Origin of the sequence: Massilia sp. YIM B02769 (assembly GCF_030411995.1) — a bacterium.
GTDB lineage: Bacteria > Pseudomonadota > Gammaproteobacteria > Burkholderiales > Burkholderiaceae_D > Telluria.
This window is the reverse complement of record NZ_JASNRC010000006.1, coordinates 316428-333142: the sequence shown is the minus strand read 5'-3', so window position 1 is coordinate 333142 and position 16715 is coordinate 316428. Positions and strand designations below refer to the sequence as shown.

13 protein-coding genes are annotated in these 16715 nt (G+C 66.3%); 10 read left to right on the top strand and 3 right to left on the bottom strand.

Translation table 11 applies throughout. The annotated features are described in order from the left end of the window. Positions 1 to 244 precede the first annotated feature (244 nt). From QPK31_RS12205 to QPK31_RS12170, 8 genes are all read left to right on the top strand, one after another. Positions 245 to 1906 (top strand): ATP-dependent DNA helicase RecQ, encoded by a 1662-nt coding sequence (locus tag QPK31_RS12205; protein ID WP_374045801.1) that lies wholly within the window; start codon positions 245 to 247, stop codon positions 1904 to 1906. Positions 1907 to 1938: 32 nt separating this feature from the next. After that, complete coding sequence (locus tag QPK31_RS12200; RefSeq protein ID WP_290423200.1) at positions 1939 to 3030, top strand: ligase-associated DNA damage response exonuclease; 1092 nt, start codon at positions 1939 to 1941, stop codon at positions 3028 to 3030. Next, positions 3023 to 4663, top strand: a complete 1641-nt coding sequence (locus QPK31_RS12195) for an ATP-dependent DNA ligase (protein ID WP_290423199.1) — start codon at positions 3023 to 3025, stop codon at positions 4661 to 4663. The genes QPK31_RS12200 and QPK31_RS12195 overlap by 8 nt, the downstream gene beginning before the upstream one ends. Next, on the top strand, positions 4660 to 7128 hold the full coding sequence (locus tag QPK31_RS12190; RefSeq protein ID WP_290423198.1) for a ligase-associated DNA damage response DEXH box helicase: 2469 nt from the start codon (positions 4660 to 4662) through the stop codon (positions 7126 to 7128). The genes QPK31_RS12195 and QPK31_RS12190 overlap by 4 nt, the downstream gene beginning before the upstream one ends. Further along, complete coding sequence (gene pdeM / locus QPK31_RS12185) at positions 7125 to 7769, top strand: ligase-associated DNA damage response endonuclease PdeM (protein ID WP_290423197.1); 645 nt, start codon at positions 7125 to 7127, stop codon at positions 7767 to 7769. Before QPK31_RS12190 ends, pdeM begins: the two co-directional genes overlap by 4 nt. Before the next feature lie 154 nt (positions 7770 to 7923). Then, entirely contained in the window at positions 7924 to 9054 is a 1131-nt protein-coding gene (locus QPK31_RS12180; RefSeq protein ID WP_290423196.1) for a sensor histidine kinase, read from the top strand. Further along, a complete protein-coding gene (locus QPK31_RS12175; protein ID WP_290423195.1) occupies positions 9036 to 9830 on the top strand; it encodes a LytTR family DNA-binding domain-containing protein in 795 nt (264 codons plus the stop codon). Before QPK31_RS12180 ends, QPK31_RS12175 begins: the two co-directional genes overlap by 19 nt. Before the next feature lie 139 nt (positions 9831 to 9969). Then, the gene (locus QPK31_RS12170; RefSeq protein ID WP_290423194.1) at positions 9970 to 10776 is read left to right on the top strand and encodes a glycine zipper 2TM domain-containing protein; all 807 of its coding nucleotides are present in this window, start codon (positions 9970 to 9972) and stop codon (positions 10774 to 10776) included. A gap of 140 nt (positions 10777 to 10916) precedes the next feature. Here the strand turns inward: QPK31_RS12170 and QPK31_RS12165 are convergent, their stop codons facing one another. From QPK31_RS12165 to QPK31_RS12155, 3 genes are all read right to left on the bottom strand, one after another. After that, entirely contained in the window at positions 10917 to 11711 is a 795-nt protein-coding gene (locus QPK31_RS12165; protein WP_290423231.1) for a Crp/Fnr family transcriptional regulator, read from the bottom strand. A gap of 467 nt (positions 11712 to 12178) precedes the next feature. After that, the gene (locus QPK31_RS12160; protein WP_229438905.1) at positions 12179 to 12823 is read right to left on the bottom strand and encodes a response regulator transcription factor; all 645 of its coding nucleotides are present in this window, start codon (positions 12821 to 12823) and stop codon (positions 12179 to 12181) included. 70 nt (positions 12824 to 12893) lie between these two features. Next, complete coding sequence (locus QPK31_RS12155; RefSeq protein ID WP_290423193.1) at positions 12894 to 13361, bottom strand: universal stress protein; 468 nt, start codon at positions 13359 to 13361, stop codon at positions 12894 to 12896. 383 nt (positions 13362 to 13744) lie between these two features. Between QPK31_RS12155 and QPK31_RS12150 the strand changes: the two genes are divergently transcribed. Both QPK31_RS12150 and QPK31_RS12145 read left to right on the top strand, forming a co-directional pair. Continuing rightward, complete coding sequence (locus QPK31_RS12150; RefSeq protein WP_290423192.1) at positions 13745 to 14599, top strand: protein phosphatase CheZ; 855 nt, start codon at positions 13745 to 13747, stop codon at positions 14597 to 14599. Next, the gene (locus QPK31_RS12145; protein ID WP_290423191.1) at positions 14599 to 16524 is read left to right on the top strand and encodes a chemotaxis protein CheA; all 1926 of its coding nucleotides are present in this window, start codon (positions 14599 to 14601) and stop codon (positions 16522 to 16524) included. Before QPK31_RS12150 ends, QPK31_RS12145 begins: the two co-directional genes overlap by 1 nt. Positions 16525 to 16715: the final 191 nt, after the last annotated feature.

Genomic DNA, 16715 nt, shown 5'->3' with positions numbered 1-16715 from the left:
GTATGCTGCCATCTTAGACATCCGGCCGATGTTGCGGCATCGGCGGGAACTCCGCCGTTGTGTAGGAAAAAGCCTTGTGGCCTTGTCGCCGTGGCAGCGTTAACCCATGCGCGGCGGCGCCGACAGCGGCACTCCTACACAGTCGATGGCGTGCATCCTATAGCTCGGCTGAGTATGGAGGCTTACATTAGCCTCCATCATGACCCGACACGAACCCAAACTTCTCCATAACGGCCTCCTCGCGGTGCGCCGCAATTCCATTCGCAAGCTGCTGCGCTCCGTGTTCGGTATCGAACAGCTGCGCGAAGGGCAGCAACGCGTGATCGACAGTGTCCTGGACGGCAAGGACACGCTGGCGATCATGCCTACCGGCGGCGGCAAGTCGCTGTGTTACCAGATTCCCGCCCGCATGCTGGGCGGCACCACGGTGGTGGTCTCGCCCCTGATCTCGCTGATGAAAGACCAGCTGGAAAAGCTCGATGAGCTGGGCGTGCGCGCCTGCCAGGTCAACAGCAGCCTGAATGCCGAGGAAGAGCACCAGGCCCTGGCGTCGATCAGCGGCGGCACCTGCGAAATCGTGTTCTGCACGCCCGAACGCCTGACCTCGCCCGAATTCATCGAGGTGCTGAAGCAAACCACCGTCACCCTGGTGGCCATCGACGAAGCCCATTGCATTTCCCAATGGGGCCACGATTTCCGCCCGGCCTACATCGAGATGGCGGCGGCGATCGCGGCCATCGGCAACCCGACCGTGCTGGCCCTGACCGCCACCGCCACCGACGAGGTGATGGACGACATCGGCCGCCAGCTGAACCGGCCGCGCATGAAGGTCATCAACACCGGCATCTACCGCCCCAACCTGGAGTACCGCGTGCACCAGGTGACCAGCCTGGCCGACAAGTTCGCCGAAGCGCGGCGCCTGGTGGCCGAGACCGAAGGCGTGGGCATCGTGTATGCCGCGACCGTGAAAGCGGCCGAGGAAATGCACCGCATCCTCGAAGAAGCCGGCGAATCGGTGACGATTTACCATGGCAAGCTGCCGGCCGCCGAGCGGCGCGCCAACCAGGATTTGTTCATGAACGACGAGCGCCGCATCATGGTGGCGACGAATGCCTTCGGCATGGGCATCGACAAAGCGGACACGCGCTTCGTGGTGCACCTGCAGATTCCGGCCAACCTCGAGTCCTACTACCAGGAGTCGGGCCGCGCCGGCCGCGACGGCAAGGACGCCCAGTGCACGCTGCTGTTCCTGCAGGACGACAAGCGCCTGCAGCAGTTCTTCCTCGTGAAGCATTACCCGGATGCGGCCGAGATCCGTTCGGTCTACGACGCCGCCTGCGAGCTGGCGGAAGCGGGGCCGGTGACCACCGAGCGCATCGAGGACAGGCTGGTCGACCTGAACGAAGCCAAGATCAAGGTCTGCCTCAAGCTGCTGAAGGACGGCAAGCTGGTGCGCCAGAACCGCAAGCTGGAATTCGTGGTGACAAACGCCGAACCGAAGGCCGTGACCTTCGAGCAGCTGGCCCAAGTCTATATCCAGAAGCAGGACCACGACCGCGAAGCCCTGGAAAAGATGGTGGGCTATGCGGTGAGCGGCTTCTGCCGCTGGAAGCTGCTGCTCGACTACTTCAACGACGAAGTCGAGGGCTTCGAGAAGTGCTGCCGCTGCGATAACTGCCTGAATCCGCCGGCAGCCGCGCTGGAAGACATCGAGATCCGCGACGACGAGTTCAGCCACGAACCCGAGCCGGAGCCGGCCGGCCCGCACTTCGAAGCCGGCATGCGCGTGACCGTGGCCAAGTACGGCGAAGGCGTCGTCAGCTCCGTGGCGGGCGACCAGGTCGGCATCGACTTCCCGGACGGCGAGCATCGGAGCTTTATGGCAGACTTCGTGAAACCGTTGTAAAAATTTTATCGAAAGAGCCGCGAAGGAGACGCATGGCAGCAGATATGGTGGTGGTACGCAAGGAAGGCCTGTACTGTGTACCGGGCGGGTTCTACATCGACCCCTGGCGGCCGGTGGACCGGGCCGTGATCACGCATGCACACGGCGACCACGCGCGCTATGGCCATGGACGCTACCTCACCGCCGCCAGCGGCGTGCACGTGCTGCGCTCGCGCCTGGGCGAGATCTCCGTCGACGGGCTGGAATACGGCGAGACCGTGGTCCACAACGGCGTCACCATCTCGCTGCACCCGGCCGGCCACGTGCTGGGTTCGGCCCAGGTGCGCATGGAATACGGCGGTGAAGTCTGGGTCGCCTCGGGCGACTACAAGATCGAACCCGACAAGACCTGCGCAGCATTCGAACCCGTGCGCTGCCACACCTTCATCACCGAATCCACGTTTGGTTTGCCGATCTACCGCTGGGCGCCCGAACAATCCATCTTCGACGACATGAACCGCTGGTGGCGCAAGAACGCGGAAGAGGGCCGCTGCAGCGTGGTGTTCGGCTATTCCTTCGGCAAGGCCCAGCGCATCCTGTCCGGCCTCGACCCGGCCATCGGGCCGATCGTCTGCCATGGCGCGGTCGAGCCGCTGAACCGCGTCTACCGCGAAGGCGGGATCGAACTGCCGCCGACGCTGATGGTCAGCGACGTGTCGAAAGCCGACCTGAAACAATCGATCGTGGTGGCGCCGCCGTCCGCCTCCGGTTCGCCCTGGATGAAGCGCTTCGGCGACTACAGCGACGCCTTTGCCAGCGGCTGGATGCAGTTGCGTGGCGCGCGCCGCCGACGTGGCGTCGACCGCGGTTTCGTGCTGTCCGATCACGCCGACTGGCCGGGGCTGATGCAGGCCATTGCCGCCACCGGCGCCGGGCGCGTGATCGTTACCCACGGCTCGATCCCGGTGCTGGTGAAATGGCTGTGCCAGCAGGGCCTGGATGCGCACGGCTTCGACACCGAATACGGCGACGACGATGACGACGTGGCGATCCCGCCGCAGCCGGCCGAGGCGAAGGAAGCCACTGAGGCCACTAAGGCCACTGAAGCAGCGGACGCGGAGCCGCAGGAGGCGCGCGATGCGTGAATTCGCCCGCCTCTACGCCGAACTCGACGAAACCACCGCCACCAACCGCAAGCTGGAAGCCCTGCAGCAGTATTTTTCGACGGCGTCGCCGGAGAACGCCGCCTGGGCGGTCTACTTCCTGGCCGGCGGCAAGCCAAGGCAAGCCGTGCCGACCAAGCTGCTGCGCCAGTTCGCCATCGAATACGCGGTGCTCGACGAATGGCTGTTCGACGAGTCCTATCACGCGGTCGGCGACATGGCCGAGACTATTGCCCTGATCCTGCCGCCGCCGGAAAAGCAGAGCGACGTGGGTCTTGCCGAATGGATGACCGAGCGCATCGGCCCCTTGCGCGGTGCCGACCCGGACGTCATCCGCGCGGCCCTGTTCAGCTACTGGAACGAGCTCGATACGCGCGAACGCTTCCTGTTCTGCAAACTGATCGGCGGCGGTTTCCGCGTCGGCGTCTCGAAGCTGCTGGTGACGCGCGCACTGGCGAACATCGCCGCCGTCGACAGCAAACTCGTGGCCCAGCGCCTGATGGGCTGGACCGACGGCAGCGTGCGCCCGACCGCCACCAAGTTCCTGCAACTGATCGCGGCCCAGTCCGACGAAGAACACAAGCTGCGCGGCGGCCAGCCTTATCCCTTCTTCCTGGCGCACCAGCTGCAGGGCGATCCGGCCGCGCTGGGCGCGCTGAGCGATTGGCAGGTCGAATGGAAGTACGACGGCATCCGCGCCCAGCTGGTGCGGCGCGGCGGCCAGAACTACCTGTGGTCGCGTGGCGAAGACCTGATCTCGGAGCGCTTTCCCGAACTCTGCGCGGTGCGCCTGCCCGAAGGCACCGTGGTCGACGGCGAAGTGCTGGTCTGGGACCATGCCAATGACCTGCCGGCGCCGTTCGCCGAACTGCAGCGCCGCATCGGCCGCAAGACGCTATCCGCCAAGCTGCTGGCCGAGCTGCCGGCGGTGCTGGTCTGCTACGACCTGCTGGAACTCGACGGCGTCGACCTGCGCGCGCTGCCCCAGATTGAACGCCGTACGCTGCTGGAAACCCTGGTCGGCGCGGTCGACCAGGAGCAACTGAAGGTCTCGCCGGTGGTCCATGCCGGCGACTGGGAAGCGCTGGCCGAGCTGCGCGCCGAATCGCGTGCGCGCGGCGTCGAGGGTATGATGGTCAAGGCCCGCAGCGCCCAGTACGGCGTGGGCCGCACCAAGGATGTCGGCACCTGGTGGAAGTGGAAGGTCGATCCCTACTCGGTGGACGCGGTGCTGATCTATGCCCAGGCCGGGCATGGCCGGCGCGCCTCGCTCTATACCGACTACACCTTCGCGGTCTGGGACGATGAGGAAGGCAAGGGCGAGCGCCGCCTGGTGCCGTTCGCGAAAGCCTATTCCGGGCTCACGGATGCCGAGATCGCCCAGGTGGACAATGCGATCCGCAAGACCACGATCGAGAAGTTCGGGCCGGTGCGCTCGGTGAAGCCGACCATGGTGTTCGAGATCGGCTTCGAGGGCATCGCCTTGTCGAGCCGGCACAAGGCGGGGATCGCGGTGCGCTTCCCGCGTATCCTGCGCCGGCGCGACGACAAGACCGTCGAGGATGCCGATACCCTCGATACCTTGAAGGGCCTGCTGGCCGCCGCGGGTGCATGAGCGGGCCAAGTAAAAAAGACGTCAAGGCGTGGTTCGACGCGCGCGGCTGGAAGCCTTTTCCCTTCCAGAAGGCGGTGTGGGATGCGGCGCTGGCCGGCCAATCCGGCCTGCTGCACGCGAACACTGGCGCCGGTAAAACCTTTGCGGTCTGGCTCGCGGCCTTGCAGCGCGGCTCCCTGACCAAGGGAAGGATGACCGGCCTGCGCACCCTGTGGATCACGCCGATGCGCGCCCTGGCCGCCGATACCCAGCGCGCGCTGGAAGAATCGGCGGCCCAGCTGGCGCCCGACTGGACTGTCGGCGCACGCACCGGCGACACCGGCTCGGCCGAGCGGGCGCGCCAGTCGCGCAGCTGGCCGTCGGCCCTGGTCACGACGCCGGAAAGCCTATCGCTGCTGCTGTCGCATGCGGCGGCCCAGGAGCAGTTCAAGCACCTCGACATGATCGTCATCGACGAGTGGCACGAGCTGATGGCCAGCAAGCGCGGCGTACAGGTGCAGCTGGCGCTGGCGCGCCTGCGTACCTGGCGGCCCGGACTTGTGATCTGGGGCGTCTCGGCGACCATGGGCGACCTGGACCTGGCGCGCCAGGTGCTGCTCGGCGGCGAAGGTGGAGAAAATTCGGGAGTGCTGGTCGAAGGCGACACCAAGAAGCAGATCGTGGTCGACTCCCTGATCCCGAAGGACGTGTCGCGCTTCCCCTGGGGCGGCCACCTGGGGCTGCAGATGCTGAAGCCCGTGATCGACGAGATCGAGCATTACGATGCGACCCTGGTCTTCACCAACACGCGCGCGCAGTCCGAGATCTGGTACCAGAACATCCTGGAAGCGCGGCCCGACTGGGCCGGCGTGATCGCGCTGCACCACGGCTCGCTGGCGCGCGAGGTGCGCGACTGGGTCGAGATGGGCCTGAAAAAGGGCGAGCTGAAGGCCGTGATCTGCACCGCCAGCCTCGACCTGGGCGTGGACTTCCTGCCGGTCGAGCGCGTGCTGCAGGTCGGCAGTGCGAAGGGGATTGCGCGCCTGCTGCAGCGCGCCGGGCGCAGCGGCCACGCGCCGGGGCGGGTCTCGCGCGTGACCCTGGTGCCGACCAACAGCATGGAAATCCTGGAGGCCGCCGCCGCCAAGGTGGCTGTGGCCCAGCGCCGCATCGAAGGCCGTTACGTGCCGAACAAGCCTTTCGACGTGCTGGTGCAGCACCTGGTGACGGTCGCGCTGGGCGGCGGCTTCCGTTCCGCCGAGCTGTTCGAGGAAGTCAGGCGCGCCTGGTCTTACCGCGAGCTGGATGAGGAGGAATGGCAGTGGGCGCTCGACTTCGTGGCGCGCGGCGGCCAGAGCCTGACCGTGTACCCGGAATACCGGCGCGTGCTGCCGGACGAGGAAGGTATCTACCGCGTGCCCGACGTCGGCATCGGCCGCCGCCACCGCATGGGCATCGGCACCATCGTCTCGGACGCCACGATCCAGGTGAAGTACGTCAGCGGCGGGCGCATCGGCAGCATGGAAGAGTCCTTCATCTCGCGCCTGAAGCAGGGCGACCACTTCCTGTTCGGCGGGCGCATCCTGGAATTCATCCGCGTGCACGAGATGACCGCCTTCGTGAAGCGCGCCACCGGCTCGCGCGGCGCGATCGCGCGCTGGCAGGGCGCCAAGATGCCGATGTCGTCCGAGCTGGCCCACGCCGCGCTCGAGCAGCTGCGCCAGGCCGAGGCGGGGCGCTTCGAGGGGCCGGAAATGCAGGCGATCCGGCCGCTGGTCGAGATCCAGCAGAAGTGGTCGGCGCTGCCCACCATCGATACCCTGGTGCTGGAATCGATGAAGAGCCGCGAGGGCTGGCACTTGTTCGTGTACCCGTTCGCGGGGCGCTCGGTGCACATGGGCCTGGCCTCGCTGTTCGCCTGGCGCATCGGGCGCGTGCAGCCGATCACCTTCTCGATCGCGGTGAACGACTACGGCTTCGAATTGATGGCGCCGGAGCCGGTGGACTGGGCGAGCATGTTTGCCGGCGCCACCGGGCTCGAGGTGCCGCTGTTCGATACCGCGCACCTGCTGGAAGACGTGCTGGCCAGCCTGAACGCGACCCAGTTGTCGCAGCAGCGCTTCCGCGAGGTGGCGCGCATCGCCGGGCTGGTGTTCCAGGGCTATCCGGGCCAGCCGAAATCGAACCGCCAGGTGCAGGCCTCGTCGTCGCTGTTCTTCGAGGTCTTCCGCAAGCACGATGCCGGCAATTTGCTGCTGACGCAGGCCCAGCGCGAGGTGCTGGAACAGGAGCTGGAACTCAAACGCCTGCGCGACACGCTCGAGGAGCTGCATGCGCGCAAAGTGGCGTATCGTGTGGTCAAGCGCGCCACGCCCTTCGGCTTTGCGCTGATGGTCGAGCGCTTCCGCGAAAAGGTGAGCACCGAAAAGCTCAACGACCGCGTGGCGCGCATGGTGCGGGAACTGGAAAAGGCGGCGGCGGTATGACGGAAGTGGTGGTTGCGGGTGAGCGCTTGTTGCTGTTGCCGGAAAAGGCGGTGTACTGGCCGGCCGAGGCGATGCTGATCATCGCCGATATCCACTTCGGCAAGGCGGCCTCGTTCCGCGCCCAGGGCATCCCGGTGCCGCGCGGGACCACCACCGAGAACCTGCTCGGGCTCGACGCCCTGGTCCGGCAGCACGGCGCGCGCCACGTGATGTTCCTCGGCGACTTCCTGCATGCGCGCGCGGCCCACGCGTCCTCGACACAGGGGGCGATGCTGGCCTGGCGCCACACGCGTCCGGAACTGCGCCTGACCCTGGTGCGCGGCAACCACGACAGGCATGCCGGCGACCCGGCCGCCGCGCTCGGGATCGAGCTGGTCGACGAACCGCATGCGGTCGGCCCGTTCGCGTTCTGCCACCATCCCGACCTCGACACCGGGGGCTACGCACTGGCAGGCCACGTGCACCCGGCCTGGGTGCTGGCCACCCGCTTCGACGCGCTGCGCCTGCCGTGCTTCGTGGTCGGTTCGCAGCGCATGATCCTGCCTTCCTTCGGTTCCTTCACCGGCGGGCACGTGGTGACGCGCGAGGCGGGCGACGCCATTTTCGTGACCTCGGGCGAAGCGGTGCACGCGATCCGCTAGGTGTCGCACGCTTTACTGTCCGATCTCGCTCCCGCTCTCGCTCCCACTTAGGCGGTTTTCGCTCCCCGCCAGGCGGCTTTCGTCGCAAGCGGCTTGCCGGCGCCGGCGCGGCTCGGCAGAATGGCTGGACCTGTTGCCAACCAGACAAACGCCGATGTCCACCATCCTTCTTCCTGCCGCGGGGGCGCCAGCGCCATCCACGCCATCGGTGCCGCGGCGCCTGCTGGCCGACCTGCGCGTCGCACTGCCGGTCAGCCTGCTGGCGGGCCTGCTGATCACGCTGGCCACCGGCTATCCGGAATCGCTGTATGAACAGCTGGTGTATTCGGTGTGGATCGGCCTGATCGCCTTCGCGATGGTCGACCTGGCGCGCCTGCTGGTCTGGCCGCAGCCGCAACGGCCTGCCCACCAGTGGCTGGCTTTCCTCGGCCTGATGCTGCTGGCGTCGCTGATCGGCCATTTCGCCGGCATCCACGTCGGCGCGTTTTTCCTCGGTCACCAGGTGCCTTCGCTGGCCGACTACCCGTCGACCGGCCGCCTCAGCATGGTGTTGTTCACCTTCCTCGGCATGTGCACGATGACCTTGCTGGTCGAGTACCGCGAGCGCGTGGCACGCATCCGGCGCGAACACCAGGAAGCGCGCTTGCGCGCCGAGGTCGTCGAGCGCCAGGCCCTGCAGGCGCAACTGCGGCTGCTGCAAGCCCAGATCGAGCCACACATGCTGTTCAATACCCTGGCGAACCTGCAGGGACTGATTGCCCTGGACCCGGAACGCGCCAGCCGCATGCTCGATCAATTGATCCAATACTTGCGCGCCACGCTCGGCGCCACCCGCGCCGACAGCACCAGCCTGGAACAGGAATTTGCCGCCATGGAGGCCTATCTCGGCCTGATGGCTGTGCGTATGGGTGCGCGTCTTGCGTATCGGCTCGACTTGCCGCCCGGCTTGCGCAATGCGCGCCTGCCGCCGCTGTTGCTGCAGCCCCTGGTCGAGAACGCCATCGTGCACGGGCTGGAGCCGAAGATCGAGGGCGGCGAGATCCTGATCGAAGCCAGCGCCCACGACGGCCTGCTCGACATTGCCGTGCGCGACAGTGGGCTCGGCCTTTCCGCAAACACCGCCGCAAGCCGCGCCGGCGGCGGGGTAGGCGTGGCCACCACCCGCGAACGCCTGCATGCCCTGTACGGCGAACGCGCCGCCGTGCTGCTGGCGCCGGCGCAGCCGCAAGGCACCATCGTCCGACTGACCTTACCCCTGGAGAACCCATGTCCATCCGCGCCCTGATTGCCGAAGACGAACCGATCCTGGCCGCGGTGCTGGCGGCCAGCCTGCAGCGGCTGTGGCCGGAACTGGAGATCGCCGGCACGGCGCCGAACGGCGTCGCCGCGGTCGAGCAGGCGCTGGCGCTGCGGCCCGACATCCTGTTTTTCGATATCAAGATGCCCGGCCAGAGCGGGCTCGAGGCGGCCGAGGAGCTGGCCGAGCGCTGGGACGACGGCACGCCCTTCCCGCACGTGGTCTTCGTCACCGCCTACGACGAGTACGCAGTGCAGGCCTTCGAGCAGGCCGCCGCCGACTACGTATTGAAGCCGGTGAGCGACGCGCGCCTGCTGCGCACCGTCGAGCGCCTGCGGACGCTGTGCGCAAGCCGCGCCGCCGACGGCGGCCTGGCCGGGCTGGTCGGCCAGTTGCAGGCGCTGCTGCCGGCGCAATCAATCACACCAAGGACGCAGGAACGCCTGACGACCATCCGCGCCGCCGTCGGCAACCTGGTGCGCATGATCCCGGTGGACGAGGTGGTGTTCTTCCAGGCGCTCGACAAGTACGTGAACGTCGCCACCGCCGACAGCGAGGCGCTGATCCGGCTGCCGCTGAAGGAGCTGTTGCCCCAGCTCGACCCGGCCTGTTTCCAGCAGGTCAGCCGCAGCACGGTGGTGAACCTGCGCTGCGTGGCGCATGCGGGGCGCGACACGGCGGGCAAGGTGGTGCTGGGCCTGCGCAACCGGCCGGAAAAGCTGCGCGTCAGCCCGGTCTACGCCCACCAGTTCCGGCAGATGTAGGCCGGCCGCCGGCCGTGGCAGCCGGGCTTTACTGCTGTGCTTGTCTGCACCGTACGTTAGCGCACGGTGGCTGCGGCGGCACAGGCGTACTTTCATTCCATGCCCCGGGTCCATATCGACCCATCCAGAGGAGGTGAACATGAAAGCACGCAAGACAATCTGCAGCCTGCTGTGTGCACTGCTGCCGCTCGGCCCGCTGACCCTGGCGCCCATGAGCGCACAGGCGCAACAATATGCGCGCGACCGCATGCCCGCGCCCGACATCCGCGGCTTCGACGTCGAGGAAGTGCGCCGCATCGCGCCCGGCGTGGAACTGCATTTCAATTTGTACGGCACGCCGGGCGGCAACGCCACGGTGAAGATCGACGGCGCCACCCGCAACCTGCGCCTGCACGAGCTCGACCGCGGCCAGTACGCCGGCACCTACACGATCGGCACCCACGACCGCATCCGCAACGGCAGCCGAGTGACGGCCGACCTGCGCGTGGGCGACCGCGTGGCCAGCGACGTGCTGCGCGAAACCCTGGTGCGCGACGGCGCGCCGCCGGTGGCCCAGCGCAACCTGGCCAGCGACGGACGCTCGACCAATGCCCCACGCGCGGCGCGCTACTGCACCAACTGCGCCACCGTGGAAGCGGTGAACGTGGTCGAGAACAAGGGCTCCGGCGCCCTGGGTACGGTCGGCGGCGCCGTCATCGGCGGCTTGCTGGGCAACCAGGTCGGCAGCGGCAGCGGACGCACGGCGGCAACGGCGGCCGGCGCCATCGGCGGCGCGGTGGTGGGACGGAATATCGACCAGAATGCCCACCGCAACGCGCGCTACGAAGTCGTGGTGCGTTACTCGGGCAATGGCGCGACGCAAACCCTGCAGTACGACAACGACCCGGGCTTCCGCGCCGGCGACGCGGTGCGCGTGAACGACGGCGTGCTGTCGCGCGACCAGTAAGAGATCAGCTGTGCGCCGCTACGGCGCAGACACGGTTGTCAACGAAACCGGCTCCGATAAGGCACTCTCGTCCTGAGAAAGCCGCATCGGAGCCGATTCCTGCACTCCTACAACATCCGGGCCCGGCCCGGTACGGCACATCAGGCGGTGGCCAGCATCTGGTCGTCGCCGGCCGCATCCAGCTCGGCCTTCTTGGCGCCGGTGGCTTTGGTGCGCGAGCGCGAGGGCGGCAGGCGGCGCAGGGTCTTCAGGGCTTCGGCGTCCTTGATGCCGATGGTGCGCTGGTCGACGGTGATCAGGCCGATTTCGTTGAATGCCGACAGGGTGCGGCTGACGGTTTCCAGGGTCAGGCCGAGGTAGCTGCCGATTTCGTGACGCGTCATGCGCAGGTTGAACAACTTGCTCGAGTAACCCATGGCGGCGAAGCGGTCGGCCAGCGACACCAGGAAGCGGGCCACGCGGGCCTCGGCCGACAGGGCGCCGAGCATGCCGATCATGGCTTGTTCGCGCACCAGCTCGCGGCTCATCACGCCGTACATCAGGTTTTCGAGTTCCATGTGGACCCGGCCGAGGGCGGTCAGTTTCTTGAACGGCAGCAGGATCAGGTCGCAGTCGGACAGGGCCACGGCCTCGGAGGCGTAGTGGCGGGTATGGATGCCGTCGACGCCCAGCATGTCGCCCTTCATCGGGAAGCTCAGCACCTGCTCGTTGCCGAATTCGTCGATGAGGACGGTTTTCAGGAAGCCGGAGTTGACGATGTACAGGGTGTCGAAGGCCTGGCCGATGGTGTGGACGCGCTGGCCGGTCTTGAACTGCACGTGCTGGAACAGCAACTCTTCCGAGTTGACCGAGACCGCGGCCGGAATGTGGAGCAGGTCGCAGACTTCCTTCAGGTTGGACCACAGGCGGCCCTGGCGCTGGCGGCCGGCCTCCATCGGCGTGGTGTGCATGGTCGACGTGCTGGTGGTACGAGGATCTGTCGTTTGCTGGGACTGCATGCTCATCTCCAGTGAAGAAGGCTTTCGGGTGGGGCCGCGGACGAGGGCCGCACCGGTGCTTCAATAGGAATTCCGAAAAGCGGCAGGCTGGCTTACGGAGAGAAAGGTGATCGCAAGCAAGTCGAAACGCTGGATTCAGTATGCCAACACGAGTCCGGCAGTGGTATCAGCAATGGCTGAATGTGTAGGTAGGAGAGTGGGTAGGAATGTAGGATTATTCCGACCGAAATGCTGCCCTATAGAGGGAGAGGGCTGAGCGCAGCAAAGGGAGACGACTCCGAATGGATCAAAGTGCGCGTGGCGCTGGTGGCACGAATGCGACTGGACGGTGTCCAAGTTGATTAGGCTTGTTGACTCTGTCGCGGCTTGTTGAGTTTGTCTCAAGTCGTGCCAGCAACAGTAGCTCAGGCCTTCATCGGCGCCAGCAGGCGGTGCGCCACCGCATACTGCACCATCTCCGACAACGAGGTCATGCCCATTTTCTGCATGATGCGCGTCTTGTGGGTGCTGACGGTCTTCACCGACAGGTGCAGGTTGTTGGCGATCTCGGTAATCGACTTGCCGCCCACCAGCAGGGAAAACACCTCGAACTCGCGGTCCGACAGCTGCTTGTGCAGCAATTGCTCGTTCGGCGCCATGATGTTCAGGGCCAGTTGCTCGGCCACCTCGGTGCTGATGTAGGGCCGCCCCGAGGCCACCTTGCGGATCGCCCCCACCAGCTGGGTGCCCGCGCTTTCCTTGGTGAGGTAGCCCTGGGCGCCGGCGCGGATCGCGCGCACCGCGTACTGTTCTTCCTCGTGCATGGTGAGGATGAGGATGGCCAGCTTCGGCGCCTCGCTGCGCACCTGGCGGATCAGGTCGACGCCGCTGCGCCCGGGCATCGACAAGTCCAGCAGCAGCAGGTCGAAACCGCCCTGGCGCACCAGCGACAGCACCTCGAAGCCGTTGGTGGCTTCGCCGACGATCTCGACATCGAGCGCGCCGTCGAGGATGCGCTTGAGTCCTTCGCGCATGATGGTGTGATCATCTGCGATGACGATTCTGATCATGTTGCAGTCTCCCGGGTTCAGGCAAGCCGTGGCTGTGTGGTCCACTCATATTAGGTGCGTCTGGAAAACCTCAGTCGGCGGCCGGCTCGTTGATCAGGCGGTGCACCAGCACCGGCCGCGAGGTGTGCGACAGCACCTTGTTGGTCACGCTGCCGAGCAGTAGTTGGCCCCAGCCGCTGCGCCCGTGCGAGCCCATGAAGATCAGGTCGCAGCCCTGCTGCTCGGCGACCTCGACGATCTTCAGCGCGGTGGCGTCGGAAAACGCCGTCATGCAGCTGTGCTGCAGGCTGGCCCTGGCGCAGGAATTCATGATGCGGCCCATGTAGTCCTCGCCCATGCGCTTCATCTGCTCGGCGTATTCTTCCTCGCTCGGGTAGGAGGGCGGGATGATTTCGACATAGACGGGGTACTGGTACTCGGGTGCGACGAACAGGGCCAGCACTTCGGCGCCCATTTGCTGTGCGAACTTCACGCCGGCACAGGCCGTATGCTGCGAGACGGCCGAGCCGTCGGTGGTGATCAGAATTTTCCGGTACATTTTGTCCTCCCAGACGACACGTATTGTGTCCTTAGTACGCGGCCAGGGGATTGTGATAACGCAAGCTGTTGACTTTGCTCAAACATGAGCTCGCTTGCTCCGGACCGGTCCGGAAAACCGTGCACAATCGACGCGACCACAAAACAACACCTGGCTTGCGAAAAGATTCAGGAACTGCACGGTTTTATTGTCGCGGAATTAAGTTTCCTTGTCCATTTCGTCGTACTGCGATCTCTGACATTTACCTACGGCAACCACGCTGCTACACTCGCTAACTGAATTTTGGGCTTCCAGCGAGGTTGAACATGCGCGCGGAAGTCCGCAAGACCAACGGACCGAAGCAACGCAGACCGCGACATTTATATTATGGAGAAGCAGGGATTATGACCGACGCCGCTGACGATTTCGACGCACTATTCGAGGAAGTGGCGGCCCAGCGTGCCAGCGCGGCGCCGGCTCCCGCCGCGCCCGCAGCCGCTCCCGCAGCACAGCCAGCCGACGAGGACGACCTCGAGGCCTTGTTCGACCAGGTAGCCGCCAGCACGCCGGCAGCCGCCGCCGCCGCCACCACCGCATCCGCTGCCGCCACCACCGCACCCGCCGCCGCCGCTCCGGACGCGGCCGAAGGCGAGGGCGGCAACATGTACGAGCGCCTGGGCGGCATCGTGCGCCTGTTGCACGACTCGCTGCGCGAGCTGGGCTACGACCGCGCGCTGACCGAAGCCTCGTCGCAGATCGTGGACGCCCAGGACCGCCTGGAATACGTCGCCACCCTGACCGAACAGGCCGCCAACAAGGTGCTGAACACCCTGGACGAAGGCATGCCGGCACAGGACAAGCTGTCGAAGCAGGCCCAGGACATGGACGCGCGCTGGAACGACCTGTTCTCGGGCAAGCTCAGCCTGGACGAGTTCAAGGCCCTGGCCGGCGATTCGCGCCAGTTCGCCAAGTCGGTGTCGGAAGCCACCGAAGCCGAAAAGGCGCGCCTGCTCGACATCATGATGGCCCAGGACTTCCAGGACATCACCGGCCAGCTGATCAAGAAGGTCGTGACGATCACCAAGACCGTCGAGAACGAACTGGCCCAGCTGCTGCGCGACAACGCGCCGCCGGAAACCCGCGCCAAGCTGGCCGAGAAGGAAGCCGCACCGGCGCCGCTGATGCAAGGCCCGTCCGTGCCTGACGTGGCGCTGGACCAGGACAATGTCGACGACCTACTTGCCGATCTGGGATTCTAATGGACGATATGCTCAAGGACTTCGTCGTCGAGGCGATGGATCTGGCAGTCAATGTTGAAGAGCACCTGCTGCGCCTCGAACGCGACCCCGAGAACAAGGAAACGCTGAATGCGGTGTTTCGCTCGTTCCACACCATCAAGGGCGGCGCCGGCTTCATGGGCCTGCCCGCGCTGGTCGCGGCCTGCCACCTGACCGAGAACCTGTTCGACGCGCTGCGCACCGGCGCCGCACCCGTCACGCCGCTGTCGATCGAGGCGGCGCTGCAGGCATCGGGCTTCGTGGCCGACCAGCTGAACGACCTGAACAACGGCGCCGCGCCGGAACAGCTCGCGCCCATGCCGCAGGACCTGGAACGCATCCTGATGGATGCGATCGAAGGCAAGGCTGAGGCTCCGTCGGCTACCGCGCCGGCTGCTGCGCCGGCCGCTGCCGCGCCTGCGCCCGTTGCTACGCCGGTCGCCGAGGCCGCTCCGGTTGCCGCGCCAGCCGCCGCCGTCGGCGAAGATGGCCTCGACTGGACCGCGATGTACAACGCCGTGGTGCCGGCCGCGAATGCGATCGCCGTCGGCGCCGCGCCGGCGCCGGCCGCCGCACCCGCGGCTGCCGCAGCACCGGCCGAAGCTGCCCCGGCTGCCGCCGCCGCTCCTGCTGCGCCAGCCGCCGGCGCCAAGCCGGGCTGGGATGGTGTCGAGCGCCGTGGCGACAACAAGGTGGCCGACGCCCGTGCCGCCGCCGCGCCGGCCAAAGACGAAAGCATCCGTATCGATGCGGTGAAACTCGATGCGCTGCTGGAAGTGGCCGGCGAATCGGTGCAGGCCGCCAACCAGGCCGCCGTGCTGCTGGAACGCCTGTCGCAGTTCAAGTTCGAAGGCCAGGCCGCCACCCTGATGGCGACGCTGACCGAAACCCTGGAGCGCGCCTCGCGCTACTCGGCCGAACTGCAGCGCGCCACGCTGGCGACCCGCATGCAGCCGGTGGGCCGCCTGTTCCAGAAGTTCCCGCGCCTGGTACGCGAGCTGGCGAAAGACCTGGGCAAGGACGTCGAGCTGACCATCGAAGGCGCCGAGACCGAAGTCGACCGCGTTGTCGTGGACAGCCTGTACGACCCGCTGGTGCACATGCTGCGTAATGCGCTGGACCACGGCGTCGAATCGCCGCAGGACCGCGTCGCCGCCGGCAAGCCCGCGAAAGCCTTCATCCTGCTGAAAGCCTGGCAGGAAGCCAACAGCGTCATGATCGTGCTGCAGGACGACGGCAAGGGCATGGACCCGGCCAAGCTGCGTAAAAAAGCGTTCGAGAAGGGCCTGATCAGCGAGAACGGCGCCCCGAACGACGAAGACGCCTACCAGCTGGTGTTCCTGCCGGGCTTCTCGACCAAGGAAGTCGCTTCCTCGGTCTCGGGCCGCGGCGTGGGCATGGACGTGGTGAAGACGGCGGTGGAAAAGAACCGCGGCGCGATCCGCATCGATTCGCAGCTCGGTTCGGGCACCAAGTTCGCGATCCGCCTGCCGATCGAACTGTCGATCGTGCCGACCATGCTGGTCTCCACCTCGGGCGCCTCGCTGGCGCTGCCGATGGCGGTGGTCGAGCGCGTGGTCGAGCTGCCGGAGGAGTTCTCGATGGTCGGCGGCGCGCCGGTGCTGAAGGACCAGGGCCGTCCGCTGCCGGTGCGTTCGCTGGCCGGCGCGCTCGGCTACGAGGAAGCGCCGGAACGCGTCGGCATCGTCATCAACGCCCCGCAGCCGTATATCCTGGCGGTGGAAGCGGTGGATGGCACGGCGGACCTCGTGATCAAGCCGATGACGGCGCTGACCGTCGAAGGCATCACCGGTACCGCGCGTTCGGCCGAAGGCGAGCTGGTGCTGGTGGTCGGCCTGTCCTTCCTGATGGATGGCTGCCGCAGCACGGTGCGCATGGCGGCGTAACAACGCACCAAACCCGTGAAAAGGGCCCGCCGCGGCTCTTGCAACAAAAAGCCTGTGCATTCCCTGCGCAGGCTTTTTTTATTTGCATTTTAGTATTTACATGCAAACGAAATTTGCATTCATGGCGGGTTATTGGCAGAATCGTGCAAATGGGGTCGCTTGCCGCACTGCACAATTGTGGGCATAATCAA

Bases quoted from the DNA above. Each gene is read 5' to 3' on its own strand.
- QPK31_RS12200 (WP_290423200.1), top strand. From the start codon at position 1,939: ATGGCAGCAGATATGGTGGTGGTACGCAAGGAAGGCCTGTACTGTGTA.
- QPK31_RS12160 (WP_229438905.1), bottom strand. From the start codon at position 12,823: ATGATCAGAATCGTCATCGCAGATGATCACACCATCATGCGCGAAGGA.
- QPK31_RS12175 (WP_290423195.1), top strand. From the start codon at position 9,036: ATGTCCATCCGCGCCCTGATTGCCGAAGACGAACCGATCCTGGCCGCG.
- QPK31_RS12190 (WP_290423198.1), top strand. From the start codon at position 4,660: ATGAGCGGGCCAAGTAAAAAAGACGTCAAGGCGTGGTTCGACGCGCGC.
- QPK31_RS12170 (WP_290423194.1), top strand. From the start codon at position 9,970: ATGAAAGCACGCAAGACAATCTGCAGCCTGCTGTGTGCACTGCTGCCG.
- QPK31_RS12165 (WP_290423231.1), bottom strand. From the start codon at position 11,711: ATGGAGGCCGGCCGCCAGCGCCAGGGCCGCCTGTGGTCCAACCTGAAG.
- QPK31_RS12145 (WP_290423191.1), top strand. From the start codon at position 14,599: ATGGACGATATGCTCAAGGACTTCGTCGTCGAGGCGATGGATCTGGCA.
- QPK31_RS12155 (WP_290423193.1), bottom strand. From the start codon at position 13,361: ATGTACCGGAAAATTCTGATCACCACCGACGGCTCGGCCGTCTCGCAG.
- QPK31_RS12150 (WP_290423192.1), top strand. From the start codon at position 13,745: ATGACCGACGCCGCTGACGATTTCGACGCACTATTCGAGGAAGTGGCG.
- QPK31_RS12180 (WP_290423196.1), top strand. From the start codon at position 7,924: ATGTCCACCATCCTTCTTCCTGCCGCGGGGGCGCCAGCGCCATCCACG.
- QPK31_RS12195 (WP_290423199.1), top strand. From the start codon at position 3,023: ATGCGTGAATTCGCCCGCCTCTACGCCGAACTCGACGAAACCACCGCC.
- pdeM (WP_290423197.1), top strand. From the start codon at position 7,125: ATGACGGAAGTGGTGGTTGCGGGTGAGCGCTTGTTGCTGTTGCCGGAA.